A 26,582-nucleotide genomic window follows, 5' to 3' on the forward strand; every position below is an offset into this window, starting at 1 on the left:
CAATTTCAGGCCTTGAAATTGGTTCAAAGTAACCTCAGTCCGATTTTTATTTCAGGAAGCTGTCCAGGCCGGGAATGTTCGGCATCCCTTCTTTGGCCACCGCTGCCAGTTCCGTTTCATTTACGGAAGTGGCCTTCTCAATGGCCTTGTTAATTGTAAGCAGGAGGTAATCCTCAAGTTGTTCTTTATCCTGAAGAAGACTATCATCTATCTCAACGGATTTCAGCGTTCTGTTGGCGGTAATGCTAACCTTCAGCAAGCCGTCGGACGACTGCTCCTCAATAATTACCGAATTCAGCCGTTCTTTGGTGGCTTTAACCTTTTCCTGGGTCTCCTTCAGTTTCCCCATCATGCCCATAATATCTCCGAACATTGCTTCTTTTTTAAAGTTACTGCCTGACAAAATTACTAAATTGTGGCCTGAAATAGATTTTTTATGAGACAGTTAGAAAAAACGTCAGCCATTGTGTTAATAAGTATTATTTTTGCGCTTTCTTGCCAAAATCAAACAAACGAAATGATTGCTGTGAACGCGCCTGTTGCCAAAAAACTCCCCACGGAATTAAAAAAACACGGAGACGTCAGAGTGGATAACTATTACTGGCTCAACGACAGGGAAAATGAAAACGTCATAGAATATCTCGAGAAAGAGAACGAATACTACCAGGCGCTTACCGCACATACCAAGGATTTTCGGGACCAGCTTTTCGAGGAAATGAAAGGCCGCATCAAAGAAGACGATTCTTCAGTACCCTATAAGAGAAATGGATATTGGTACATAACGCGATATGAAAAAGGCGGTGAGTACCCCATTTTCTCGAGAAAAGAGGGAAACCTTGAGGCTGAGGAGCAGATTATGTTTAACTGCAATCAATTGGCTAAAGGTCACGAATTTTTTAATCTGAGGGGGGTATCCGTAAGTCCGGATAATCGGCTGGCCGCTTTTGGTACGGATACCGTTTCGAGAAGACAATACTATATACAGATCAAGAACCTGGAAACCGGAGAGATCTATCCGGATAAAATTGAGAATACCACGGGTAGTGCGGTTTGGGCGGAAGACAATAAGACCCTGTTCTACACTAAGAAAGATCCTGTAACCTTAAGGTCCGACAAAATTTACAAACACAAGTTGGGTACTTCCGCGGATGAGGATGAACTGGTGTTCCACGAAGAAGATGAGACCTTTTCCGCTTTTGTTTATAAATCCAAGTCCAGAAAATATATCATTATTGGCTCATACAGCACATTAACCTCCGAGTATCAGATCCTGGAAGCCAGCAAGCCCGACGGTACCTTCCGGGTGTTCTCACCGAGAGAAAGAGGAACAGAGTACAATATATATCACTATGAGGATCACTTCTACGTACTGACCAATAAGGATGGGGCAACGAACTTCAAGCTGATGAAAACGACCGAAAGCGACACTGATTCGTCCAATTGGAAAGAGTTCGTGCCGCATCGGGAAAAAGTCCTGTTAGAGGATGTAGAGATCTTTAAGGATTACTATGTGCTTTCAGAACGGGATAATGGCCTCAATAGACTAAAGGTGACCAGATGGGACGGAACAGAAAACTATTATGTGCCTTTTGATAACGAGACCTATGTGGCGTATACCTATGTAAATGTGGATTTTGATACCCAAAAGCTGAGGTATGTCTACAATGCAATGACTTCGCCTTATTCCATTATAGATTTTGATATGGAGAGCAGGACCAGCGAGATCAAGAAAGAACAGGAAGTGCTTGGAGGCAAATTCAACAAATCGAATTATCGCTCGGAACGGGTATGGGCTACTGCCAGGGACGGTGTTAAAGTGCCAATTTCCCTAGTGTATCACAAGGATACAAAAATAGACGGTAACAGTCCGCTATTTCAATACGGTTATGGCTCTTACGGCAGTACAACGGATCCTTATTTCTCCTCAGTGCGACTAAGCCTTCTGGATAGGGGATTTATATACGCTATTGCCCATGTAAGAGGAGGGGAGTACCTGGGAAGACCCTGGTATGAGAACGGTAAGCTGCTTTCCAAAAAGAACACTTTTAATGATTTTATCGATTGTTCTAAGTTTTTAATAGAAAATAACTATACCAATAGCGAGCATTTGTACGCCTATGGAGGCTCTGCAGGAGGTTTATTGATGGGCGCGATTGTAAATATGGAGCCGGAACTATACAATGGTGTGATCGCGGCTGTGCCTTTTGTGGATGTGATAACAACCATGCTGGACGAATCCATTCCGCTTACCACCGGGGAGTATGATGAATGGGGCAACCCCAATGAAAAGGAGTATTACGATTATATGAAATCTTATTCACCCTACGATAACGTACAGTCTCAGGAGTACCCTCATCTGTTGGTAACTACAGGTCTTCACGACTCACAGGTACAATATTGGGAGCCTGCCAAATGGGTGGCTAAACTAAGAGAATATAAAACAGGGAATAATTTGTTATTTCTTGATACGAATATGGACGCGGGTCATGGAGGAGCATCAGGAAGGTTTGAAGCTCTAAAGGAAACCGCCAAGGATTACGCCTTCCTGCTGGATCTGGAGGGCAAAATTCCCTAATTAAAAAAAAAATGTAATTTTGTGCCCAGTAGATGAAAATCACTTGTGGGTTTTAATCTACCTAACCTAGCTTTATGGAAGATAAGATAAATGCTTACAGCGATATCCTTGATCTCATAGGAAACACCCCCTTAATCAGATTAAACAAGATTGCCGCTCCCCTGGAGGGAAATTTCTATGCTAAGGTTGAAGCGTTCAATCCGGGACATTCTTCAAAGGATAGAATAGCCGCCTATATCATAGATGAAGCGGAAAGGCAAGGCATTCTTACCGAGGGTAGTACCATAATTGAAACTACATCGGGGAATACCGGCTTCAGTATCGCCATGGTCAGTATTATCAAGGGATATGAGTGTATCCTGGCAGTGAGTTCAAAGTCTTCCAAAGATAAAATTGACATGCTCCGCTCTATGGGGGCTAAGGTCTACGTATGCCCGGCCCATGTAAGCGCGGACGACCCCAGGTCTTACTACCAGGTGGCAAAAAGACTCCATGAGGAAACCAAGGGTTCCATTTATATCAATCAGTATTTTAACCGGCTTAATATTGAAGCCCACTACCAGAGTACCGGCCCGGAGATCTGGTCTCAGACCAATGGGAATATAACTCATCTAGTGGCCTGTAGCGGTACCGGAGGGACAATTTCCGGAACCGCGCGTTATCTGAAGGAGAAGAATCCTGATATTCGGATCATAGGTGTGGATGCGCATGGTTCTGTGCTAAAAAAATACCATGAGACTGGTGAATTGGATACCAATGAGATATACCCTTATCGCATAGAAGGACTAGGTAAGAACCTGATCCCGGATGCCACGGACTTTGAGGTTATCGATAAGTTTATAAAGGTCACAGATGAGGACAGCGCGCATACAGCCCGTGAGATATCCCGCACAGAAGGGATTTTTGTAGGTTATACCAGTGGCGCCGTAATGCAGGCGGTAAAACAGCTGAACGAAGAAGGAGAATTCTCTGTAGACAGCAAGGTTGTGGTGATCTTTCCGGATCACGGCTCCAGATACATGAGTAAGATCTACAGCGATCAATGGATGAACGATCAGGGTTTCTTTGATAGCAGGAATATTGAAGCTTCCCAAAAAATACAGTTTATAAAGTAAAAACACGGACAGAGAACAAAGAGGGCAGGGATTATAAGAGTCTCTGCCCTTTTTCTTTGGAGGGAAAATAATTTATGAATTCGCTGCAAAAATCCATAATTTTGCAGCATTGTCAAATGGAAAGCAGGGGTAGTCTGATAAGGAGTGAATTTGTCCCCGGAACCAATCTAAACTACATGAGAGACTTATTTGATAGAATCATTGAGAATAAAGGACCCTTGGGTCGATGGGCTTCTCAGGCAGAAGGATATTTTGTTTTTCCAAAACTGGAAGGACCAATTTCTAACCGTATGAAATTTCAGGGTAAGGATGTAATTACCTGGAGTATTAATGACTACCTGGGACTCGCGAATTTACCTGAAATCAAACAAGTGGATGCCGACGCGGCATTGGAACACGGGGCGGCCTTTCCCATGGGAGCCCGTATGATGAGCGGTCATACCGATTATCACGAACAACTGGAACAGGAACTCGCGGCCTTTGTTAATAAAGAGGCCTCTTACCTGCTGAATTTCGGTTATCAGGGTATCATGTCCGCTATAGACGCCCTGGTCTCAAAAGATGATATCATCGTCTACGATGTAGATTCTCATGCCTGTATCATAGATGGTGTCAGACTTCATGTAGGTAAGCGCTTTACCTTTAAACATAACGATATTGACAGCCTGGAGAAAAACCTGGAACGTGCCACGAAATTGGCGGAACAGACAGGCGGTGGAATACTGGTGATTTCGGAAGGTGTCTTCGGAATGCGCGGTGAGCAAGGAAAACTGCGGGAAATTGTTGCCCTTAAGGAAAAATACAGCTTTAGGTTGCTGGTAGACGATGCTCATGGATTCGGTACGCTTGGAAAGACAGGGGCCGGAGCAGGAGAGGAGCAGGGTGTTCAGGACGATATAGATGTCTACTTTGCCACTTTTGCCAAGTCAATGGCCGGAATTGGTGCCTTTTTGGCCGCTGATCAGGAGATTATAGATTATCTCAAATACAACCTGAGATCTCAGATGTTCGCGAAATCCCTCCCGATGATCTACGTTAAAGGTGCCCTTAAGCGCCTGGACATGTTAAGGAGCATGCCGCAATTGAAAGAAAAGCTCTGGGAGAACGTCAATGCATTGCAAAATGGATTGAAGGAACGCGGATTTGATATCGGTACCACCTCCAGCTGCGTAACACCGGTATACCTGAACGGTAGTATTCCTGAGGCGATGGCGTTGGTCAAGGACCTTAGGGAGAACTACGGTATTTTCTGCTCAATTGTAGTCTATCCTGTAATTCCTAAGGGTCTCATTTTACTTCGGATGATTCCGACGGCTACCCATACTATGGAAGATATAGCTGTGACCCTGGATGCTTTCTCATCCATCAGGGAGCGACTGGAAAACGGGACCTATAAGAGGCTTTCGGCAGCCGTTGCGGCAGCTATGGGAGAATAATCCCTTTATAGATTTTTGCGGTAGGTTCTCCTGCGTTTGTGGGTGACCGGGTTGAAGTGTTTCCACATTTGCCTTATGGCCACATTCTCTTCCAGTTCCGGAGTTCGTATGCAGTTTACAATACCCTTTTCCTTGAATGTCTTGTAGTATTCGTTAAAGATGATCGCGGTTACCCCTTTGTTCTGGTATTCCGGACGAATACCTATCAGATAGAAAATCACATCTTTACTGTGTTTTTTAGCCTGCATCAGGTGGTAGATTCCAAATGGGAACAATTTGCCATTGGCTTTCTGCAGGCCTCTTGAAAAAGAAGGCATCACTATGGCAAAGGCTACCAGCTTGTCTTCTTTGTCCACGATAAACTTGATGTATTCCGGATTTACAAACCCCAGGAATTTCTTCTTAAAATAGGCTTTTTGAATATCCGTGATCGGCACGAAGGAAGTGAGCCTGGCATAGGTTTCATTAAAGAGGTCGAACATTTTATCCGCCCAGGGAACGATATCCGCGGTCCTGGTAAAATTGATCTCCCTTAGTCCGTATCGTTTTTTGATCAGTAGCTGCACCTTGGAAAAAAGTTTGGGATCTGCAGCGGACATTTTGAATTTGTTCTCGAGGTATTCCTTTTCTTTAAAGAAGCCCAACCTTTCATAGTGCTCCTTATAATACGGATGATTATACCAGGTGATCATGGTGCCGATATGATCGAATCCCTCGATCAAGACCCCCACCTTATCCAGGTTTGAAAAGCCTACCGGACCTTCCATATATTCCAGCTGATGCTTTTCACCGATTTCCTGAACTTTTTGCAATAGCGCTTCGGAAACTTCATGGTCGTCCTCAAAATCGAACCAACCAAACCGCATCTTCTTCACTTTTTGCTGGTTTACCTCAATCCAGTTAATGATAGCCGCTACCCGACCAACAATTTTGGAACCCCTATACGCCAGAAAGAACCAGACATCAGCATCTTCAAAGGCGGGGTTTACAGAACGGTCAAAAGTCTCCATTTCCTCCCTGATAATAGGAGGGACCCAATAGGAGGACCCTTTGTATAATCCAAAAGGAAATTTTACAAACTTTTTGATATCAGCTTTGGAAGTGGCTTCTTTAAGGGTGATCATGCAGTGTTTTTGAACCCCCAATATTAGGAATAAATGAACTTAGAATAAAATCATTCCGGGAAATTTGGTACTGGCTGTCCTTATTTTTCCAATGATTTAAAAGTCAATAATGCTGTCGTCTTTTTTCTTGCCTTTCTTTAGTTGCCTCTTTTTTTTGCGGAGTTGTTTTTTTGATGGCCCCAAATCAATATCCTCGGCTCCTTTGCCCTTTTTAGCCCTTTTCTTATTCTTCTTTTTGTTCTTCTTCATGCTGTTTTTCTTGATCGGACCAACGCCGTATTGGTTGTTCGGGTCCTTGGCGGGCAGGAGCTCATCCTGATGAAAATCAAAGCGGTAGGAAGCCCCGGCAGTGATAAAAATCCGCGATGGGGTGCTCTTGAAACTAGAACCCAGGTTGATGTCTGCCTGCAGATTCTCACTGATCAGATGGGCTACACCGCTGCGAATTAACAGATCTGAATAGCGGTCGCTGTCTATGCCCTGGTGCTCTACAAATACACTCCACTTTGGATTCCTGAAAGCATGCGAAAGCGAAACCAGATAGCTGAATTCGGGAAAATCAGTACCTATACGGTCGTAAGCGATATTAGAGATAAGCACGAATCTGGGCGTCAGCCTGCTTTGGGTTGCGACCATTACCCTTGGTGATATGGTGGGATCTCCAGCGAAGAAAGGATTATCCCCTAAAAGAAAGTTCGCTCCGGCATACACGGAAACCGAAGGGATAAGGTTTTTCAACTGAAAGAGATTGTTTGCCCTCCAGCTATAAAGATTGGGCTTATTGCGTTGCGGATCCTTGTATCGATCGTAAATGAGGTACTTCAGCCCGATTCGGTTCCGGTAGAAATTCGTTCTGGAATCCTCATATCCAATGAGCGGAACGCTTAGATTTTGATCCTGAAAGCGGCCCTCCCAGTGGATCTCCAGCTGCTCAAAAAACAGTCCGTACCTCAGGGAGAGGTCTGCTCCCCAAATATTGGATTCCGTCTCCGTTTTGCTGTGATCCTGCTGTTCATAAAATAAACCACCTTCGATCTGGAAGACGTTTTTACCTACGGCATAGGCACTTACCGATAGTCCGGGCCTGTTTGAATTTATGACATCCGTGTATTGAGAAAACCCGGTTATGGGTAGCGTGAAAACGAGGAAAAGAAGTACAGTTTTGAGAGTTTTCAATCCAAAGAGCCTGCCCATTCTATTGATTTTATTATTATTTTATGACTTTTGTACTGTTAATACAACGTCGGAATCGTACTTTTGATATAAATTTTTAAAACATTATGGGTTTTTTCAAAGTAGTATTAATCCTCCTTCTGGTCTATTACCTGTTCAAGATCCTGGCCAGATGGTTTGGACCCAGATTGTTCAGTTATGCAGTGAAACGCACCGAAAGGGAATTTCAACAGCAATTTGAACAATTTCAGGGTCAATACAACTCCGATCAATCCAAAGTTGGAGATGTAAGTATTGAAAAAAAACCAACCAGCAATACCAAAACCTCAAAACCGGATATCGGAGAATACATTGATTTTGAGGAAATAGACTAACCAATACCCCAGACGACGCGATGAGGAAAAAGGATGTCAACGCTTTCTTTGTTCATTTTTTTGCGCTTGTTTTTTTTGTTGTGGCCTCCCTGGCCTATTTCTACCCGGTCCTTCAGGGGAAGACGATCCGCCAGTCCGATATTGAGCAATACAACGGTATGGCCAAGGAGCAAAATGATTTCAGAAGGCGGACAAAGACCGAACCCTTTTGGACCAACGGTGCTTTTGGAGGAATGCCGACCTACCAGCTAGGCGCCAGATATCCGCACGATTACGTCAAGAAACTAGATAGGCTGATTCGTTTTTTACCCAGGCCTGCAGACTACCTTTTTCTCTATTTTATAGGGTTTTATATACTACTCTGCTGTATGAAAGTGGATTACAGGCTGGCCATTTTTGGTGCCCTGGCCTTTGGTTTTTCCACCTATTTTATAATTATACTGGGAGTAGGGCATAACGCAAAAGCGCATGCTATCGGATATCTTTCTTTACTCCTCGGCGGCATACTACTGGTTTTCCGTAAGAAATACCTATGGGGCTTTGTACTTACGGCTTTGGCCATGGCCCTGGAGGTACAGGCCAACCATTACCAGATGACCTATTACTTTATGCTTCTTGTACTCGTTTTGGGTGCTGCTTACCTGGTGGATGCTATTCTGAAGAAATATCTAAAGCACTTTTTTATTTCTATAGGTATTCTAATGGTGGCTGTCTTGCTTGGGATTTCCGCAAACGCCACCGCTTTGATGGCGACCAAGGAATATGCGGATTGGAGCACCCGCGGTAAATCAGAGCTCAGCATAAACCCGGATGGTTCTCCAAAAGAGTCTTCAGACGGGCTTGATAAGGAATATATCACTCAATGGAGCTACGGGATCAGTGAGTCCCTGAATCTCTATATACCCAGGCTATTTGGAGGATCAAACTCCGAAAATCTGGGAGAGAACTCCAAAACCTATGACTATCTTGTAGATCAGGGGCTTCCCCGAACCAGAGCTCTTGAATTTTCAAGTGGTTTGCCTTTATACTGGGGAGATCAACCCGGTACTTCAGGTCCGGCTTACGTCGGGGCAATCATTTGCTTTCTGTTTGTATTGGCACTATTTCTGGTAAAAGGCCGGCTTAAATGGTGGCTGGTTGGCGGAACCCTCATGTCTCTGCTTCTTTCCTGGGGTAAGAACTTTGAGCTGCTTACCAATTTTATGATCGATTACTTCCCACTTTACAATAAATTCCGGGCCGTTTCCTCAATACAGATCATTCTGGAATTATGTGTTCCCGTACTGGCAGTGGCCGGACTGGTTCAGCTTTTCAATAAGGAGGTAAGCGCGACTAAAAAATTAAGCGCCTTGAAGTGGAGCACCATTGTAGCCGCAGGCCTCTGTGTATTGTTATTTCTGATCAAGGGAACATTTGATTTTGAAGGACTGAACGATGGGACCTATATCAGGTATTTTGGAGATGAGGTTATGGAATTGATCGTCCGGGATCGTGAAGCGGTGTATACGGCAGATACCATTAGATCCCTGATCTTTGTACTCCTGGCGGCCCTGTGTCTTTGGCTATTCATGAAGGGCAGGCTTAAGCAGCTTCCCGCGATCGTTGTACTAACATTGCTTACTGTGGTAGATCTTGCCGGGGTGGATAAGCGCTATGTAAACGAGGATAATTTTGTACGGAAGCGGCAGATGGATCAACCCTTCCGGGAAACAGCCTTCGACCAGCAGATCAAACAGGATAAATCAGTATTTAGGGTTTATGATCCCGGGGAAGGATTGTTCGGAGCCCGTACTTCATATTTTCATCAATCCATTGGGGGCTATCACGCGGCAAAGCCCGCTGCTATGCAGGATCTGTTCAGCTATCATATCCAGAAAGGGAATACGGAGGTTCTGAATATGCTGAATGTAAAATATGTGATACAGCAGAATGAAAATGGGGAAAACTTCGCGGCCTTAAATCCAGGGGCTAATGGTAACGCCTGGTTTGTGGAAGAGCTCAGGAAGGCCAATAATGCCAATGAAGAGATAAGCATGCTGGATAGCCTGGACCTTTCCAGAATCGCGGTAATTAATACTGCGAAATTCCCCGGAGTCTCCCGATTCGCTTTTAAGAAGGATTCTACAGCGACTATTTCCCTTGAAAAATACGAACCCAATCAACTTACATACAGAGCAACAAACCCTGAATCCGGACTTGCCGTTTTTTCCGAGATGTATTATCCCCATGGCTGGAACGCCTATGTTGATGGCAAACTATCTCCTCATTTCAGGGTAAATTATGCCCTAAGGGCACTGAAATTACCTGCCGGCGATCATACCGTGGAGTTCAGATTTGAACCAGAGCTTGTCCGGAAGGGTTCGAAAATTACCTTGGCCAGTTCTGTACTACTTGCTCTTATAGTTATTGGAGGTATTGGATACTCCTTATGGCGAAGGCGGAAAGAAGCCCCTGAATCTTAGACCTTTATACGATTACATTTGAAAAAGGTATTGATCATTACATATTATTGGCCTCCGGCAGGCGGACCGGGAGTGCAGCGATGGCTCAAATTTACCAAGTATTTGAAGGCATACGATATAGAACCTGTTGTCTACAGCCCTGAGAATCCTTATTATCCTATCACGGATGAAACTTTGCTGGATCAGGTGCCTAAAGGGCTTACCCAATATACACTGCCGATAAAGGAGCCTTATCGCCTGGCAAACCTGCTTTCGAGGGGCAAGACCAAAAAAATAAGTTCCGGGATTATAGATGATAAAAAACAATCTCCCATAGAACAATTACTGCTTTGGATACGAGGAAATTACTTTATCCCGGACGCCCGTAAGAACTGGGTTGAACCTTCCATCCGCTACCTAACGGAAATCGTCCAAAAAGAGCAAATTGAGCAGATCATTACAACCGGCCCCCCTCACAGCATCCATCTTATTGGTCTGGGACTAAAACAAAGCCTCAACCTTCCCTGGATTGCAGATTTTCGGGATCCCTGGACTTCCATCGGCTATCACAAAAAATTGAAACTTCGACAGTCCGCTCAAAAAAAGCACCTGGAAATGGAGCACGAGGTGCTGAATACCGCGGACAAGGTAATTGTGACCAGCGAAACTACACGTAAGGAATTTGGGAATATCACCAAAAAACCCGTGGTCGTGATTACCAATGGTTATGATTCGGAATACACAGGCGGGGCTAACCTCGATGATAAATTTACCCTTACCCATATCGGTTCTTTACTGACTGGCAGAAATCCGGCAAATTTATGGAAGGTATTGTCTGAATTGGCCGGTGAGAATGAGACCTTTCGTGCCGCTCTCCAATTGGAGTTCCTTGGCGTTGTCAGCCAGGAGGTTATCGACAGCCTGTATCGCTATGAACTGGCCCCTTACCTTAAGTTAAGGGGATACGTGTCTCACCATCAGGTGCTGAGAAGACAACGCAGCGCACAGATATTGCTGTTGATTGAGATAGATTCTCATGAAACCAAGGGCATAATACCCGGAAAGTTATTTGAGTATATTGCGGCCAGGAGACCCATTCTGGCTGTGGGTCCGAAAGATTGGGACGCCGGTCAGATAGTCCGTGACACCAAAACCGGAAGGGTCTTTGATTATGCTGAACACACAGAACTAAAGGAAACCGTATACCAATGGTTCCAGAAATTTAGAAAAGGGAAATTAGACTGGAATGGGGAGCAGTTTGAGAAATACAGCCGGCGTGAGCTCACAGCAAGATTAGCAGAAGAACTGGAATGGGAATAGTCTTTAGACAGTCGCTCAACAACACAATTATCACCTATATTGGTTTTGGAATAGGGGCAATTAATACGCTCTTTCTTTATACCCGTTTCCTTACAGAAGAATACTTTGGCCTTGTAGGTGTAATACTGTCTACCTCTGCCATCTTAGCCCCTCTATTGGCCTTTGGTGTGCCGAATACCATCGTTAAATATTACAGCAGCTTTACAGAACAAAAGTCTACCGATGGTTTCCTTAGTCTGATGTTGTTGCTACCGCTGCTATTCATTTTGCCACTTGCACTTATTAGTTATGTTGCCAATACCGCGATAGGGGAGTTCCTTGCCAGGGAGAATACCATTGTAAAAGACTATGTCTGGTACATCTTTCTCATTGGGATGGCCATGGCCTATTTTGAAGTATTTTTTTCCTGGTCCAAGGTTCAGTTGCGATCAGTATTCGGAAATTTTCTGAAGGAGGTCTTTGTCAGGGCAATCGTTAGTATTTTATTGATACTGGTGTACCTGGAGCTCATTACGGTTGATCTCTTTCTTAAAGCCCTGGTAGGGGCCTATCTGCTGAGGACGATAATTATGAAGATCTATGCCTACTTGCTGAGATCTCCGAAACTCCGCCTTGTTTTCCCACAAAATACATCAGCTGTATTAAAATACAGTGGGTTGATGATCCTCGGGGCTTCAGCCGCGGTCCTGGTACTTGAAATAGACCGTTTTATGATCAATCAGTTTATCAGGATAGAGAATGTCGCTTATTACAGTGTGGCGATCTTTATAGCAGCCGTGATCGCGGTCCCGTCCAGAGCTATGCATCAGATCACATACCCCCTGACGGCAGAATTACTGAACAAAAAAGACCTCGCGGGCCTTAAGCAATTGTACAAAAAGAGCTCACTGACCCTTTATATTGCCGCCGGACTGGTATTCCTACTGATCGTCCTGAATCTCACGGACCTTTACGCCTTGCTTCCGGAATCTTACAGGGGCGGATTTACCGTAGTCTTCCTGGTTGGACTAGCCAAAGTTTACGATGCCCTGCTGGGGAATAATAATGCCATACTTTTTAGTTCGGACTATTATAAGACGGTTTTGATCTTTGGCGCGTTTTTGGCCGTGCTTACAGTGCTGTTCAATTTGTGGCTGATTCCCGCTTATGGGCTAAATGGGGCGGCAATTGCCACTTTTCTGGCAATCTTTCTTTACAATACGACCAAGGTGGTTTTTGTAAAGCTAAAGTTCGGATTTCTTCCGCTTAGCCCAGAAACATTCAAAATTACCGGGCTTTTGATTTTCACGGGCTTGTTGTTTTACTTTCTACAATTTCCATTTCACCCCATCATCAATATCGCTATCAAAAGCGCCCTGATGGTTGCCATGTATATTGGGGTATTGTTCCGCTTTAAGATATCCTCCGATGTCTTTGGGGTCCTTTCAAAGTTCCTGAGACGATAGACCTGAATACCAGTCTTATAAAGTCCCTATCTGTTGTTTTTTTTGTAACTTATTAGGAAATTTACTACAACACTTGTAAAACCCGTTAGCTATGAATACAATTCGATTTTTTTATTTTCTGATACCTGCACTTTTGCTGATTTCCTGCGGAAGTGACGATGGAGGATCTTCCAATCCCACACCTGCAACTGCAGGCGACATTAGCGGTTCGGTTAATTTGTACGATTCCGGTACTACCCAATTAAGCGGTGCTGATATGACAATTACTGTTGAAGGGACCAGCCCACTTATAACTACTACCACGGATGCCAACGGAGAATTTACGCTATCAGAGGTACCCTTTGGGACCTATACTATCGCATACTCCAAAACCGGCTATGGAACCTTTAAGCAATTCAATATCGCCCATAATAATGAAAATGGTACCTCAATTACCGTAGCTCCCTCACTAGGCCAATTATCGCCTACAGAGGTTTTATCCGTTGATATCACCATAAACACGAATGAAGTGGAGATCGAGAAAAGCCTGGATCCCCCGGCCAGCAGCAATGATCGGAGATACTTCAGAATATTCTTCGGTAGTGATGACACGGTCAGTAATACAAATTTTGTGGCCGTTGCACCAACGCTTGAAACCGGATCAGAACCAAGTACCACTACCTATTCGGTTTCGGAACTTATGGATCTGGGTTTACAGTCCGGAAGTACTGTTTTTGTCCGGGTGTACGGGGATTCATTCTTTGGCAACTCCTATAACGATCCAGGTCTTGGCAGGGAGGTGTTTCCAAATCTTAACGCCAATTCAGCAAGCCCGGTTTCTTTTGTAGTACCATAGCTTTTTCCTTTCGGCTTTCTGAGGCGGCTAAGTTCAGGTTATACAAGGCATAAGCAAAGAAATTCAATTGTTGATAAGGGCAATTTTTTCGTTTACCTTATCGATAAACCCATGAAGATAGACAGGGACATTATCCTTGGCCTGGTCAATTCTCCAGGTTCTTTTGACACCCATACCGGAATATTGGATCATTAATCCGCCTCCGTCTGCGCAATCCGGGCAACCAAAGAACTGCTCTTCAGAGTTGAGCAGTCGATCGGGGAAAAAGTCTGCCAGATCCCTTACCTGCTCAAATACCGCATTATCCAGCTCTACAAAGTTCGTTTCTCTTCCGGAATAGTCGTCAACGGTGTCTTCATATAGTTTAGAGCCGGTCAGTTTGAAGGTTTCTACGCATCCTTCGCCAATGCACTCACCATAGAAATGACCAAAAATTAAAAAGTTACCCTCATTCAGCGCAATGCCATCATCATCATTATTACAGCTAACTAAAACGGTTAGCGCCAGCAAAAAGAATAAAACTTTTCTCATAGGTTGTTTTAATAGAAGACTTGGAAATCCCGGGATGGTTGCGTTGCTGTTGGATCCTGTTCTCTCCCGTATCCTGGGCATTAAAAAAGCCCCGCGGGGACGAATCCACCGCGGAGCTAAACAACTAACCAACCTAAAAACTATTTTTACTGCACTCTCGTGCTTCTGCTTCTTGTATTACTCTTTCCGCTTCTTGAGCTTCTTGAAACCGATTTATTATTGCTTCTTTTCACTGAGCTTCGGCTTACTGTGCTCTTGTTTGCGGAACTTCTGCTCCCAGATCGGGAGGCAACGCTTCGCTGTGTCCTGTTACTTTTGGTAGCTACCGTTCGCTTACTTGCAGACCTGCTCTCAGGTTTCCTATAAGTAGTACTGGTACTCCTCTTCACTGTGGTGCTCCTTGGCGTCTTGGTAACTGTCCTTTTGGTAACTGTCCTTTTGGTAACAGTCCTATCGGCTCCGTTGCGTACAGAACGAGCTTCTCCTTTTCTAAAGTTACTTCGTTCCGGACCTCTGTTCCTATCTACATTGCTTCGGTTAACAGTTCGTCTTGCGTTTTCAGTCTTAACTGTATTACTTCGGCGTACGTTTCTGTCGTTGGTAACAGCATCTCCTCTTCGTGAAACATTCCTATTGCTTCTTCCAACCTTGTCATATCTCGCTGTTACATCCCTGTTACTTCGCAGACCATCATTTCTTGAACTTCTGAAATCCCTGGCTACTACCCGCTTATCATTGCGATAGATGTTAGACCTTCTGTGGGTTCTGTCGTTCCTGTGATCATACCTGTAGGTTCTTCCAATCCGGGCATACGCTCTTCTTGTGTTAAACCTGTAAGGTCTGTACCAGGTATACCTAATTGGGCTGTAAAACCTTCTGTAGGGCCTGTCATACACCAGGCAGAATCCTACGGCTGGTCTAACGAAAAACCTGTGAAACGGTCTGTATACATAGTAACGATTGAAAGGGTTTATAAAACCGGTGTAGTAATCAAACACACCTCTGTTATTATAGTATACATGTAATCCACCTATTCGTCTTACCCTGTTATTTCTATACCAGACATTCACATCTCCGATCTGGGAAACCCGTCCGTAATAATCGTAAAAAACGGGTACGTTCTCTACCTGGATCACCGCTCCGTAATCGTCGTACTGAACAAAGGGATCGTAGTTGAAACCAGAGTTAAAAGTGATGCTCACGTTCCTGGAGTGAAAACCCGCGTTAAAATTTGCACGGTTATCAATGTAAAAGTCAAATTCCCCATCCGGATATACCGCGAACGTAATGCCGTTCTCAACAAATATGAACGAGTTGTTGTACCTGATAGCATTGCGTAGGGCAACCTTATCTTCAGCTGTAGCAGCAGTGGTACTCAATGTTCCTAATGTCAGGGCCGTTAATAAGAGTACAAATCTTTTCATGATATAAGGCTTTAAATTTCCGAATGCAACTATTTACATTCGATTTGTATATACCAAACAGCGTGCCAAAAAATATTTTTATTTGTAAATGATTGATAAACAGACACATATATTTATGATATCTGAACTACCCTATAAAGCCCCTTATATTGCCTAAAGCTAAATCACCCAATATCACGAACACTGAAAGTGTGCTGTAATGGTCCGGAAGAAATGACTTGATCTGCCTAATTAGGACATTTTTTAAGCAGTTCAACGAAAAACCGGGGATGGAAGTCATATCACTCAAATAATTAAAAGGATCGGGCGTTAGCACAAAGGCCCTGAAGAAAAACGAAAGGGCGAAAATTCATCAAACCTAATAATAAGCAGATATGGAGTGGTATTTAAAAGCATGGCGACTGGCATTTGACTTTAGCGGAAGAGCGAGAAGAAAGGAATACTGGATGTTTATCCTTTTCAATATTATCTTTTTTATCATGGCGTTTATGCTTGATGTAATGCTTACTTTGCTCCTGGATCTGCCCATACAAATAATTTTTCCACTTTATTATATTGCAGCCTTCTTTCCGAGTTTAGCAGTATTGTTCCGCAGGCTGCACGATACCAATCGAAGTGGGTGGTACGTCTTATTACAGTTTATTCCGTTGGTAGGTCCTATCCTGCTTTTCGTGTACCTGGTGGAGGAAGGCCACTATTCGGATAACCGCTATGGGGAAAATCCTAAAAAGAATGAAAATCCTATAGTGGAACCAGCCTATCAAAAGATCGAACCGGCTGCTATAAAAGTAGAGCCGGCCGTGTCTGAAAGGCTTGTAAGCCGCGAGGACAAGGAAGACCACAGCAGGTTTATGCCCAGATCTTAGTAGGAATTCATCCGATTACAGCTGTCCTAATAATCATTTAGTGACCCTATACAATACAGTTGAGTGAAAGTTACCCTAATTTTTCACGCAAATACTTTGCTGTGTGCGAGCTTTTGTTTTGAATCACTTCTTCCGGAGTGCCCATAACCACCAGATTTCCACCCTTGTTGCCCCCGTCCGGGCCCAGGTCAATGATATAATCGGCGCATTTTATGAGTTCAATATTGTGCTCAATGACTACGATAGAGTGGCCGTCTGTCAGTAATGCATCAAAGGATCTCAACAGTTTCTTAATATCGTGAAAGTGCAGACCGGTTGTGGGTTCATCAAAGATAAACAGGGTCTTTTCCTTACTGTGCCCTTTCACCAGGAAGGAGGCCAACTTGATGCGCTGGGCTTCACCTCCGGAAAGGGTGGATGAAGATTGTCCCAGGGTAACATAACCCAGGCCTACATCCTGTAAGGGCTTTAGTTTGTTTACTATACGGGTTTGCTTGTGTTCCGCAAAGAAGTCTATGGCCTCGTCAATGGTCATGTTCAGGATCCCATCAATGTCTTTTCCCTCAAACCTGACTTCCAGCACCTCTTTTTTAAAACGTTTACCCTTGCAGGTATCACATTCGAGATGTACATCTGCCATAAATTGCATTTCCACCGTAATCTCTCCTTCTCCCTTACATTTTTCACATCGACCGCCGTCTACGTTAAAGGAGAAGTGTTTCGCCTGGTAACCCCTGATCTTACTGAGTTTTTGAGAAGCAAAGAGCGAACGGATCTCGTCATAGGCCTTGATATAGGTAACCGGATTGGAGCGAGATGATCGGCCGATTGGATTTTGGTCTACAAACTCCACATTTTTTATGGATTGATATTTACCTTCGAAAGTGCTGAACTGACCTGCTTTCTCACCATATCCACCAACTTCCTTTAGAATTGCCGGATACAATAACTTTCTTACCAAAGTGCTTTTCCCGCTACCGGAAACTCCGGTAACCACAGTAAGCATATTCAGCGGAAAGGTCACATCAATATTCTTTAAGTTGTTTTCCCTTGCCCCTTTTATGGAAATATAGTTCTTGGAACTTCTGCGTTTTTTGGGTATTGAGATCTGTTGTGTTCCGTTTAGATATCCGGCCGTGAGTGAAGCGGATTTCAGGATCTCCCTCATGGTGCCCTGGGCCACTACTTTCCCACCGTGGGTGCCAGCTTCCGGTCCTATGTCTATTACCACATCCGCCGCCTTCATAATATCTTCATCGTGTTCTACCACAATTACAGTATTCCCAAGGTCCCGTAAGGACTGTAGCACTTCTATAAGGTTCTCGGTATCTTTTGGGTGCAGTCCAATGCTCGGTTCATCCAGGATATACATAGAACCTACCAGGCTGCTTCCAAGGGAGGTAGCGAGATTTATCCGTTGGCTTTCGCCACCGGAAAGTGTATTGGATCGTCTGTTTAGCATAAGATAACTGAGCCCAACCTTGTTTAGAAACCCAAGCCTGGTTTTGATCTCCTTCAACAGCCGCTGGGCTATTTTTGTGTCGTGTTCGTTAAGGTTCAGAGATTCAAAAAAGCCCTGCAGATCCTCTATAGGTTCTTCTACCAGGTCTGAAATAGACTTTTCCTGGACCTTGATATTATTCGTTTCCGGCCTTAACCGCTTTCCTTTACATTGGTTACACCTGGTCTTTCCTCTGTAGCGTGATAGCATCACACGATTTTGGATCTTATAGCTCTTTTCTTCAAGCTGCAGGAAAAAGTCGTTCAATCCGGTAAAGTACTCGTTGCCCTCCCAGACGAGTTGTCTTTGCGCTTCGGTAAGCTCAAACCAGGGTTTGTGGATAGGAAAATCGAATTTATAGGCGGTATTGACCAGTTGATCCCGATACCAGCTCATGCTTTCTCCTCGCCAGGGAAAAACCGCGTTTTCATAGACCGAAAGAGAGGTATTTGGAATGACCAGGTCTTCGTCTATTCCAATAACATCTCCATAGCCTTCACATTTCGGGCAGGCTCCATAAGGGTTGTTAAAGCTGAAGAGATGTACGTTAGGTTCCGGAAAACTCAATCCGTCTAACTCAAATTTGTTACTGAAAGCCATTTGGTTGCCGGAATCCAGCTCCTCGATAATGCAACTTCCTTTACCTTCAAAATAGGCATTGTCTACGGCATTGGCCAGACGGTTGTAAAAATCTTCATCGTCTTTTTTAATGATACGGTCCACGACCAGAAAGAATGATCGGCCAATATCTTTAAGTTCAGAATCTATGCGAAGTACTTTGTCCTTGTGTTTTATTCTTGCATAACCCTGTTTGGAGAGTAATTCCAATGTTTTTTGAGTATCGCGGTCCTCAGGGATATTGATTGGAGCGAGTAGCAAAAGTTTAGTTCCTTCCTCAAAAGTGCGCACATGATCAACCACATCCGTCACAGTGTGCTTTTTAACTTCTTTTCCGGAAATAGGGGAGAAGGTCTTCCCGATCCGGGCGTACAGCAGTTTGAGGTAATCGTAAATCTCTGTAGTGGTCCCCACCGTAGATCGCGGGTTGGTAGAGTTCACTTTTTGTTCAATAGCTATAGCCGGGGCAATACCTTTAATATAATCCACTTTTGGCTTATCCAGTTTACCAAGGAACTGTCTGGCGTAGGAAGACAGGCTCTCAACATACCTTCTTTGGCCCTCTGCATAGAGGGTATCGAAGGCCAGGCTGGACTTACCTGAACCGGATAATCCGGTGATTACGACCAGTTTGTTTCTTGGGATTACCACATCAATATTCTTGAGGTTATGCAGTTTTGCACCCTTAATAATGATGTTTTCCTTAGGATCTATTTCTTCAATCGGGATCATTTAAGCGTATAAGTTTGCAAAGATACAACATGAAGATTTCAATAACCAGAACCCTTGTAAAGTTGTATTTCAACCCTCAAATATTAACATAGTTTTTTGAAAGCGGATATTTTTTCTATATTTGATCGAATAATCCATAATCGATTCGCCTATACAGCAATAATTACTTTTTGAAGACTGACCTAGATAACTGAAGCCCTTTCCCTAAAGAAAGGAACCCCTAAGTTGAACCAAAAAGTAATTTGTATGGAACTACAAATCGATGATTCAGTACTAGTAAGAGACTACATGAACGGGGACGAGAGAGCCCTGGAGTTGCTTATAAGCAAACACAACCAAAGAATATCCAGCTTCATTTACTCCAAGGTGATGGATCGTGAGATCACCGAGGATATTTTTCAGGATACCTTTATTAAAGTAATTCGTACCCTTAAACGCGGAACCTATAGTGAAGAGGGCAAATTTTTGCCATGGGTGATGCGTATCGCCCATAACCTAATAATTGACCACTTCAGAAAGAACAGAAGGATGCCCAGGTTTGAGGGTAATGACGACTTTAATATCTTTTCGCTCATTTGCGATGACCGCCTCAACGCGGAAAGGCAGATCATCAAAGATCAGATAGACAGTGATCTTGAATTACTTATTGAAGAGCTTCCGGAAGACCAACGCACTGTACTGATAATGCGGATCTATCGGGATATGAGTTTTAAGGAGATCTCTGAGAACACCGGAGTAAGTATAAATACGGCATTGGGCCGTATGCGATATGCCCTGATCAACCTTAGAAAGATCATTGAGCGTAACAATATTGTTTTAACGAATTAATAGGTTTTAGGTCGAGTAAACCGATTTTTTCCGTAATACTTGCGTTATTTAGGTATAACATTAGTATCTATGGCAAAAATTTACTTCGAAAACCCCGACAAATGTGCATTGATAAAGGCCAGGCCGGAAACCGTCTCGTTTTTACTCAATTACTCAAAATCTTTAGAAATTGTAAAGTTTGATGGTCTTAGTTTTGAGAATAATCTGAACTAATTTCCGATTCTCTTCTTACATTATACTATATAAAGAGCTACCCTCTGGTTTATAAGATCAGAGGGTTTTTTATTAGTATTGCTGTTTCATGCCCGTTTTTAAGGGTTTCAGGAAAAATATACTACTCTGTTGGGCAAGCCGCAACTGATTTTTTTGTGTTTTAGTATAGGTGGAATTATAAAACTGCACTTTTACATCAAAAATAGGGGGTTTGACAACATACTTTTTCACAGCCCTCCTTCTTTGGCTACTTTTAAACTGTGATTAAAACGAATAACCAGTAGAAGTCTTTCAAACGAAAAAGGCCCTTAATCTTAACCAAAAATACTTCCTATGAAACTTGAGATCGATGATTCAGTATTAGTACGCGACTACATCAGCGGAGACGAAAAAGCACTCGAAATTCTCATCAACAGGCACAACCAAAGAATAACCAGTTTTATTTATTCCAAAGTTCTGGACCGGGACATTACCGAAGACATATTTCAGGATACCTTTATTAAGGTCATCAAGACCCTAAAGAGAGGTTCTTATAGTGAGGAAGGAAAGTTTTTACCCTGGGTAATGCGTATAGCGCACAACCTGATCATTGATCATTTCAGGAAAAACAAGCGGATGCCAAAATTTGAAGGCAGTGATGATTTTAACATTTTCGCCGTAATAGGTGATGATAAACTCAATGCTGAGCGACAGATCATTAAAGATCAGATCGATAGCGATCTGGGGGTTCTAATCGAAGAATTACCGGAAGATCAAAAAGAAGTTCTCGTGATGCGGATCTACAGAGATATGAGTTTCAAAGAGATCTCTGAAAACACCGGAGTAAGCATAAATACTGCTCTGGGACGTATGCGCTATGCCCTTATCAACCTTCGAAAAATAATCAACAAACACAATATAGTTCTGACGAGTTAAGAACAGTTTTCAGCTTTAAGCAATATTTCCATTTTAGTTGCGTTATCATAACATAACTATACTATTTACATATGGAAAAAATTTACTCTGAGGAAAAAAACGCTTGTAGGCTGACCAAAGTGAGTTCCGAAACGATCCGATTTTTATTGGATTATTCGAGATCGCTCAGAGTCATAGACTACAAGGGCTTCAAATTTGAAGCCGGATTGAACTGAAAAAACTAAACCCGCTGCTAGCGGGTTTTTTTATTGCGATAATATTCCGCGATAACCGTCTTTCTCCCAATAGTTTTAGTAATTATATCCTTATCCAGGTCCCATCCCCTGGCTGGCGAATACTCTCTTCCATACCAGATGATCTGAAGGTGTAAGGTATTCCATAGTTCCTTCGGAAACAGCCTTTTAGCGTCTTTTTCCGTTTGTACCACATTTTTACCGCTAGAGAAACCCCAGCGATACATTAGTCTGTGTATGTGGGTGTCTACCGGAAACGCGGGTATACCAAATGCCTGCGAAACGACTACACTGGCCGTTTTATGGCCAACTGCCGGTAGTTCTTCCAGCAGATGGATCTCTTTGGGGACCTCCCCATTGTATTTTTCTATCAATATCTTAGATAAGCCATGAATGCCTTTGGATTTCATAGGGGAGAGGCCTACGGGCTTAATGATCTCCCGAATTTCGTCTACAGACAATCGGACCATGGCATATGGGTTATCAGCCTTCGCGAACAATATTGGAGTGATCTGATTTACCCTTACATCTGTACTTTGTGCCGATAAAAGTACCGCTATGAGTAGGGTATAGGGATCCCGATGATCCAGTGGGACAGGAACTCTGGGATAAAGCTGTTGCAAAGTAGAAATTGTATACTGAACCTTCTCAGATTTGGTCATTTTTGTTTAACTTTATGACAAAATTATTAAACATTCAAAAATTGGAAGCACTTATTATGAACACACTTAAAATTGGCGACAAAGTACCCGAATTTTCTGCTAAAGACCAAGACGGGAATGACATAAATCTTTCGGATTATCTTGGAAAAAAATGGATAGTTTTCTTTTATCCCGCCGCTAACACTCCTACCTGTACCACCGAGGCCTGCAACTTGCGCGACCATTACGGCGAATTACAGGCAGAGGGATATCAACTGCTAGGGGTAAGCGCGGATTCCCAGAAGAAGCAGAGTAATTTTAAGAAGAAATTTGAGTTGCCTTTTCCATTATTGGCGGATACGGAGCACGAAGTAATCAACGCCTTTGGTGTATGGGGACCGAAAAAATTTATGGGCAGGGAATTCGACGGAATTCACAGAAAAACCTTTGTTATGGATGAACAAGGGGTTGTTGCTAAGGTCATTGATAAGGTAAAAGCCAAGGAGCACGCTGCTCAGATACTTGAGTAGTTTTATACTTCAGTAAGAACTTAAGGAAATTAATTGTTAGTTCGAGCGCAGTCCCTCGTCACATCGAGCGCAGTCGAGATGTCAGTAAATCAACAAATGTTTATGAGTTCTCGACTGCCCGTCCGACCGAGTCATCCGGGCGCGGCTCTCGAACTGACATTTTATTTTAAAATGCGCTCGAACTGACAATCCGCTTCAAAAAGCGCCAATAAGTCCTTTTGCTACTTTACCACCTCCTGGGCAGGCACTTCTTTCTGGGTGAAAAGGTTCTTTTCCTTGATGATCTCCGCGATACCTTCGGGCAGCATTTCCTCCCATCCTTTTTCGCCATTAGAGATCTTCTTAAGGACATCCCTGGAGAAGATATGCATGATATCGGGATCGTAATCGATAATGTCCATCACCTTTCCATTGTACTTGAAGAATTTGTACAATTCTTTCATCCTGGGATGCACTTTAATATTGTTGCTGGTCATGATCTGACCGGTTTCCGGATTCTTCATGGGGTAGAGGTACACTTTGAGGTCTTTGAAAAACAGTTTTCCGAAGGCCTCCAAAATACCTCCGCTAAGATGCCTGTAATACTTCTCATCAAATACGTCTACCAGGTTGTTAACACCCATGGTCAGCCCGATTCGGGCTTTGGTGTAATTGCTGAAATACTCTACGAGCTTATAGTACTCCTGGAATTTGGAGATCATCACCGTATGCCCCAAAGAGCACAGGGTGTCTGCCCTGTCCAGGAAATCCCTTTCGTCAATTTCTCCGGAAGCCCTTAGGTTGGCCAGCGTGATCTCAAAGATCACAATGGATTTTTCTTCCTCTACCGTCTGTTCCCGGATAAAGATGTCGTGTGATTTCTGGAACATGTCCATATTCACCTTGGTAACCGGTCTGAAACTTCCGCGAAGTGCCAGTATATTCTTTTTATAAAGGATCGCGGCTGGTAGAAGGTTATTCCCGTCAGGTCCGAACATCACCGCGTCGGTCATATCGTTACGGATCAACTGCAGGCTCATTAGCCGGTTGTCCACATCCTTGAAGTTAGGGCCTGAAAAATTGACCATATCGATCTCAAGGGTATCTTTATCGATATGATCGTATAGGTATTTGAGTAATTTTCGCGGTTTGTTGTACTTGTAGAACGCCCCGTAGATAAGATTTACGCCAAGTATGCCAAGGGTTTCCTGCTGCAGGCGCGCCTCATTCTGTTTAAACCTTACATGGAGAATGATCTCATCAAACTCTTTCTGATTCGGATCCAGCTGGAATTTAAGTCCAAGCCAGCCATGACCTTTATATCGTTTGGAAAAATCAATAGTGGCCACGGTATTGGCATAGGTAAAGAACAGCCTTTCCGGGTGTTCTTCCCGGCTGATCCGTTCTTCCATAAGACGCATCTCATGGGAAAGCATCTTCTTTAGTCGGCTTTGCGTTACGTAGCGGCCGTCTGTTTCAACTCCATAGACCGCGTCGCTAAAGGCTTTGTCATAGGCACTCATGGCTTTTGCTATGGTACCGGAGGCTCCTCCGGCCCTAAAGAAATGCCTGGCAGTCTCCTGTCCTGCACCTATCTCTGCAAAAGTTCCGTAAATGTCTGGGTTTAAGTTTATTCTTAGGGTCTTAGCCTTAATGGAAGGAATGTTCTCAAATGCGGGATCCCTTTTTAAAACAGAAGCCATTTTTGTTCGGTTTACATATAAACAAAGTTAAAAAGTTTGCATAATCTATTAAATAAATAAGTTATAAATTTGAAATAAATAGACGAGGGGTTGAAAATCACTTTTTTGGGAACAGGAACATCTCAGGGAATCCCCGTGATCGGGAGCGAACATCCGGTTTGCCTCAGCACAGATCCTAAAGATAAAAGACTTCGTGTTTCCGTTCTTATCTCCTGGGAAAATCACAACTTTGTTATCGATTGCGGTCCTGATTTCAGGCAGCAAATGCTCACGAATAATATCCAAAAGCTGGATGGTATCTTGTTTACCCACGAACATGCTGATCACACTGCGGGCATTGACGATATCAGGCCCTTTTTTTTCCGGCAGGGAGACATCCCTATTTACGCCCACAGGCGTGTAATTGATTCCTTAAAACACCGTTTCGATTATATTTTCGCGGATGAAAACCGGTATCCGGGAGCTCCGGCTGTCAAAGTCCAGGAAGTGAAAAACAACGAGCCTTTTGGCATTGGCGATCTCCTGGCCATTCCCATAGAGGCCCACCATAACAGATTACAGGTTTTTGGTTACCGGGTGGGAGACTTCGCATACCTCACAGATGTAAAAACGATTGAGCAGGCAGAAATTGACAAGCTAAAAGGAGTCAAAGTGCTCTGTGTTAACGCATTGCGTAAAGAACACCATCACTCTCACTTTAATCTCGATGAAGCCCTTGCATTTGTCAAAGAGGTGAAGCCACATAAGGCTTATTTTACCCATATCAGCCATATGTTGGGATTTCACGCGGATGTTGAACGGGATCTACCGAAAGACGTACATTTGGCTTATGATAATCTCAGCATTGAACTCTAGCCATTTAACCCATACCTAAGAACATGAAGAGTAGAATTTATCTTTACCTATTTATTTTTGCAGCCCTGATCGCACTTTACCTCGCAGTAAGCGGTAACAAGCGCGCCAGTGGGAACGAAGGCCGGATACAGGAACTTCAATCCAATGTTGAAGATCTCCGGGATTCCTTGCAAGCTTCACAACTAAAGGTCCTGGATATGCAGTACTTTTCCCTGGAAAATAACGACGATGCCCTGGCGTATTACGATCATCTCAATCTGGATGATCCAAGTCGATATATATCTGATAAACTTCTGGAAACCAATGAAAGGCGTGGAGATAACCCTCTGATTCCATATGAAGGTATGGAGAGTGATTTCAAATTAAACAAGATAAAGATCCTGAATCACAAATGGATAGTGGTAGATTTCTCGGACGGGAAATACTGGGGGGAATTGCTCTTGGGTTACGAGTTGAAAGACGATTTGAGTGTTGATTTTACCTTAAAGGACCACCTGCTTTATACCAGAAGTAATTAGACCCTGGCTTCCAGCCACCGCTTAAATGCCTGAAAATTATGTGGAGATACCCCATGACCTACAGGAAATTCCTCGTAGCGATGTGAGATCCCTATGGACTTCATCAATTCTGGGGCGCGTTGGGCCCATTCCGGAGGTATGACCATGTCTACCTGCCCGTGGGAGGCGTATACATCCAGTTTTGAATGGTCTTTATCCCGGTATCCGTCTACAAGGATCTTCTCATCAATATAGCCGCTAAGGGCTATCAGATATTTGATTTTTTCTGGAAATGACAGGGCCACGGCATAACTGAGAACCGTACCCTGGCTAAATCCCAATAAACTCAGGTTGGCTTTGTCCAGGTCATATGCTTCACAGGCTTCATCCATAAAGCGCAGTATGATGTCCCTGGAGATTATGGCTTGTTCCACATCGGTCCATTTGCCGTATTCCGCATCAAAATTGATGGCGTACCAGGCGTACCCAAAAGGTTGAAGTGAAAATGGCGCCCGGGCTGAGATCACATACAGTTTCTCCGGTAGTTCCGAAGCAAAGGAAAACAAGTCCTCCTCGTTGCTTCCGTATCCGTGAAACAGGAAAATAGCCGGGGCAGGAGTATCCTTTAATGAAGAGGGCCTAACTATATGGTGAAGAGACAATGGGGGTGTTGTCATT

Annotated in this window: 23 protein-coding genes; 14 read left to right on the forward strand and 9 right to left on the reverse strand. The window is 43.6% G+C overall.

Annotated features, from left to right (window positions below):
* Window positions 1–46 precede the first annotated feature (46 nt).
* Window positions 47–373 carry a YbaB/EbfC family nucleoid-associated protein gene (locus GTQ38_RS15770; protein WP_161436520.1) on the reverse strand — a complete coding sequence of 109 codons (327 nt, stop codon included), beginning with the start codon at window positions 371–373 and terminating at the stop codon, window positions 47–49.
* A 144-nt stretch (window positions 374–517) separates the two neighbouring features.
* Here GTQ38_RS15770 and GTQ38_RS15775 point away from each other — a divergent pair, with 144 nt between their 5' ends.
* From GTQ38_RS15775 to GTQ38_RS15785, 3 genes are all read left to right on the forward strand, one after another.
* Window positions 518–2,575 (forward strand): S9 family peptidase, encoded by a 2,058-nt coding sequence (locus GTQ38_RS15775; RefSeq protein ID WP_238857974.1) that lies wholly within the window; start codon window positions 518–520, stop codon window positions 2,573–2,575.
* A gap of 74 nt (window positions 2,576–2,649) precedes the next feature.
* A complete protein-coding gene (locus GTQ38_RS15780; RefSeq protein ID WP_161436522.1) occupies window positions 2,650–3,690 on the forward strand; it encodes a PLP-dependent cysteine synthase family protein in 1,041 nt (346 codons plus the stop codon).
* Window positions 3,691–3,866: 176 nt separating this feature from the next.
* Window positions 3,867–5,126 carry an aminotransferase class I/II-fold pyridoxal phosphate-dependent enzyme gene (locus GTQ38_RS15785; RefSeq protein ID WP_161436523.1) on the forward strand — a complete coding sequence of 420 codons (1,260 nt, stop codon included), beginning with the start codon at window positions 3,867–3,869 and terminating at the stop codon, window positions 5,124–5,126.
* A gap of 5 nt (window positions 5,127–5,131) precedes the next feature.
* Here GTQ38_RS15785 and GTQ38_RS15790 read toward each other — a convergent pair whose 3' ends face one another.
* Window positions 5,132–6,250: a GTP cyclohydrolase gene (locus GTQ38_RS15790; protein ID WP_161436524.1), complete on the reverse strand. Its 1,119-nt coding sequence runs from the start codon at window positions 6,248–6,250 to the stop codon at window positions 5,132–5,134.
* 96 nt (window positions 6,251–6,346) lie between these two features.
* Entirely contained in the window at window positions 6,347–7,444 is a 1,098-nt protein-coding gene (locus tag GTQ38_RS15795; protein WP_161436525.1) for a transporter, read from the reverse strand.
* An 86-nt stretch (window positions 7,445–7,530) separates the two neighbouring features.
* On the opposite strand from GTQ38_RS15795, the gene GTQ38_RS15800 reads away from it, so the two are divergent.
* The 5 genes from GTQ38_RS15800 (at window position 7,531) to GTQ38_RS15820 (ending at window position 13,838) form a co-directional block, all read left to right on the forward strand.
* Window positions 7,531–7,797: a DUF4834 family protein gene (locus GTQ38_RS15800; protein ID WP_161436526.1), complete on the forward strand. Its 267-nt coding sequence runs from the start codon at window positions 7,531–7,533 to the stop codon at window positions 7,795–7,797.
* A gap of 20 nt (window positions 7,798–7,817) precedes the next feature.
* Window positions 7,818–10,259, forward strand: a complete 2,442-nt coding sequence (locus tag GTQ38_RS15805; protein WP_161436527.1) for a YfhO family protein — start codon at window positions 7,818–7,820, stop codon at window positions 10,257–10,259.
* Window positions 10,260–10,277: 18 nt separating this feature from the next.
* Window positions 10,278–11,558 (forward strand): glycosyltransferase family 4 protein, encoded by a 1,281-nt coding sequence (locus GTQ38_RS15810; RefSeq protein ID WP_161436528.1) that lies wholly within the window; start codon window positions 10,278–10,280, stop codon window positions 11,556–11,558.
* Complete coding sequence (locus GTQ38_RS15815) at window positions 11,549–13,003, forward strand: oligosaccharide flippase family protein (protein WP_161436529.1); 1,455 nt, start codon at window positions 11,549–11,551, stop codon at window positions 13,001–13,003. Before GTQ38_RS15810 ends, GTQ38_RS15815 begins: the two co-directional genes overlap by 10 nt.
* Window positions 13,004–13,094: 91 nt before the next feature.
* On the forward strand, window positions 13,095–13,838 hold the full coding sequence (locus tag GTQ38_RS15820; protein ID WP_161436530.1) for a carboxypeptidase-like regulatory domain-containing protein: 744 nt from the start codon (window positions 13,095–13,097) through the stop codon (window positions 13,836–13,838).
* A gap of 63 nt (window positions 13,839–13,901) precedes the next feature.
* Here GTQ38_RS15820 and GTQ38_RS15825 read toward each other — a convergent pair whose 3' ends face one another.
* Both GTQ38_RS15825 and GTQ38_RS15830 read right to left on the reverse strand, forming a co-directional pair.
* Window positions 13,902–14,369, reverse strand: a complete 468-nt coding sequence (locus GTQ38_RS15825) for a hypothetical protein (protein ID WP_161436531.1) — start codon at window positions 14,367–14,369, stop codon at window positions 13,902–13,904.
* Between the two features lie 146 nt (window positions 14,370–14,515).
* Window positions 14,516–15,793 carry a hypothetical protein gene (locus GTQ38_RS15830; protein ID WP_161436532.1) on the reverse strand — a complete coding sequence of 426 codons (1,278 nt, stop codon included), beginning with the start codon at window positions 15,791–15,793 and terminating at the stop codon, window positions 14,516–14,518.
* A gap of 374 nt (window positions 15,794–16,167) precedes the next feature.
* Here GTQ38_RS15830 and GTQ38_RS15835 point away from each other — a divergent pair, with 374 nt between their 5' ends.
* Window positions 16,168–16,659: a DUF805 domain-containing protein gene (locus tag GTQ38_RS15835; protein ID WP_161436533.1), complete on the forward strand. Its 492-nt coding sequence runs from the start codon at window positions 16,168–16,170 to the stop codon at window positions 16,657–16,659.
* 70 nt (window positions 16,660–16,729) lie between these two features.
* On the opposite strand, the gene uvrA is transcribed toward GTQ38_RS15835, so the two are convergent.
* Window positions 16,730–19,510 (reverse strand): excinuclease ABC subunit UvrA, encoded by a 2,781-nt coding sequence (uvrA, locus tag GTQ38_RS15840; protein WP_161436534.1) that lies wholly within the window; start codon window positions 19,508–19,510, stop codon window positions 16,730–16,732.
* 246 nt (window positions 19,511–19,756) lie between these two features.
* Between uvrA and GTQ38_RS15845 the strand changes: the two genes are divergently transcribed.
* Both GTQ38_RS15845 and GTQ38_RS15850 read left to right on the forward strand, forming a co-directional pair.
* Window positions 19,757–20,338, forward strand: a complete 582-nt coding sequence (locus tag GTQ38_RS15845) for a sigma-70 family RNA polymerase sigma factor (RefSeq protein WP_161436535.1) — start codon at window positions 19,757–19,759, stop codon at window positions 20,336–20,338.
* 546 nt (window positions 20,339–20,884) lie between these two features.
* Window positions 20,885–21,466 carry an RNA polymerase sigma factor gene (locus tag GTQ38_RS15850; RefSeq protein ID WP_161436536.1) on the forward strand — a complete coding sequence of 194 codons (582 nt, stop codon included), beginning with the start codon at window positions 20,885–20,887 and terminating at the stop codon, window positions 21,464–21,466.
* A gap of 232 nt (window positions 21,467–21,698) precedes the next feature.
* On the opposite strand, the gene GTQ38_RS15855 is transcribed toward GTQ38_RS15850, so the two are convergent.
* Window positions 21,699–22,361 (reverse strand): endonuclease III domain-containing protein, encoded by a 663-nt coding sequence (locus GTQ38_RS15855; RefSeq protein ID WP_161436537.1) that lies wholly within the window; start codon window positions 22,359–22,361, stop codon window positions 21,699–21,701.
* 56 nt (window positions 22,362–22,417) lie between these two features.
* Between GTQ38_RS15855 and bcp the strand changes: the two genes are divergently transcribed.
* Complete coding sequence (gene bcp, locus GTQ38_RS15860) at window positions 22,418–22,870, forward strand: thioredoxin-dependent thiol peroxidase (RefSeq protein ID WP_161436538.1); 453 nt, start codon at window positions 22,418–22,420, stop codon at window positions 22,868–22,870.
* Window positions 22,871–23,091: 221 nt separating this feature from the next.
* On the opposite strand, the gene GTQ38_RS15865 is transcribed toward bcp, so the two are convergent.
* Window positions 23,092–24,552 (reverse strand): TonB-dependent receptor, encoded by a 1,461-nt coding sequence (locus GTQ38_RS15865; protein WP_161436539.1) that lies wholly within the window; start codon window positions 24,550–24,552, stop codon window positions 23,092–23,094.
* 90 nt (window positions 24,553–24,642) lie between these two features.
* On the opposite strand from GTQ38_RS15865, the gene GTQ38_RS15870 reads away from it, so the two are divergent.
* Entirely contained in the window at window positions 24,643–25,407 is a 765-nt protein-coding gene (locus GTQ38_RS15870; RefSeq protein ID WP_161436540.1) for an MBL fold metallo-hydrolase, read from the forward strand.
* A 23-nt stretch (window positions 25,408–25,430) separates the two neighbouring features.
* The gene (locus GTQ38_RS15875; RefSeq protein ID WP_161436541.1) at window positions 25,431–25,925 is read left to right on the forward strand and encodes a hydrolase; all 495 of its coding nucleotides are present in this window, start codon (window positions 25,431–25,433) and stop codon (window positions 25,923–25,925) included.
* Here the strand turns inward: GTQ38_RS15875 and GTQ38_RS15880 are convergent.
* On the reverse strand, window positions 25,922–26,581 hold the full coding sequence (locus GTQ38_RS15880) for an alpha/beta hydrolase (RefSeq protein ID WP_161436542.1): 660 nt from the start codon (window positions 26,579–26,581) through the stop codon (window positions 25,922–25,924). The genes GTQ38_RS15875 and GTQ38_RS15880 overlap by 4 nt on opposite strands.
* Window position 26,582 lies beyond the last annotated feature (1 nt).

This window comes from Poritiphilus flavus, assembly GCF_009901585.1.
Classification (GTDB): Bacteria; Bacteroidota; Bacteroidia; order Flavobacteriales; family Flavobacteriaceae; genus Poritiphilus; species Poritiphilus flavus.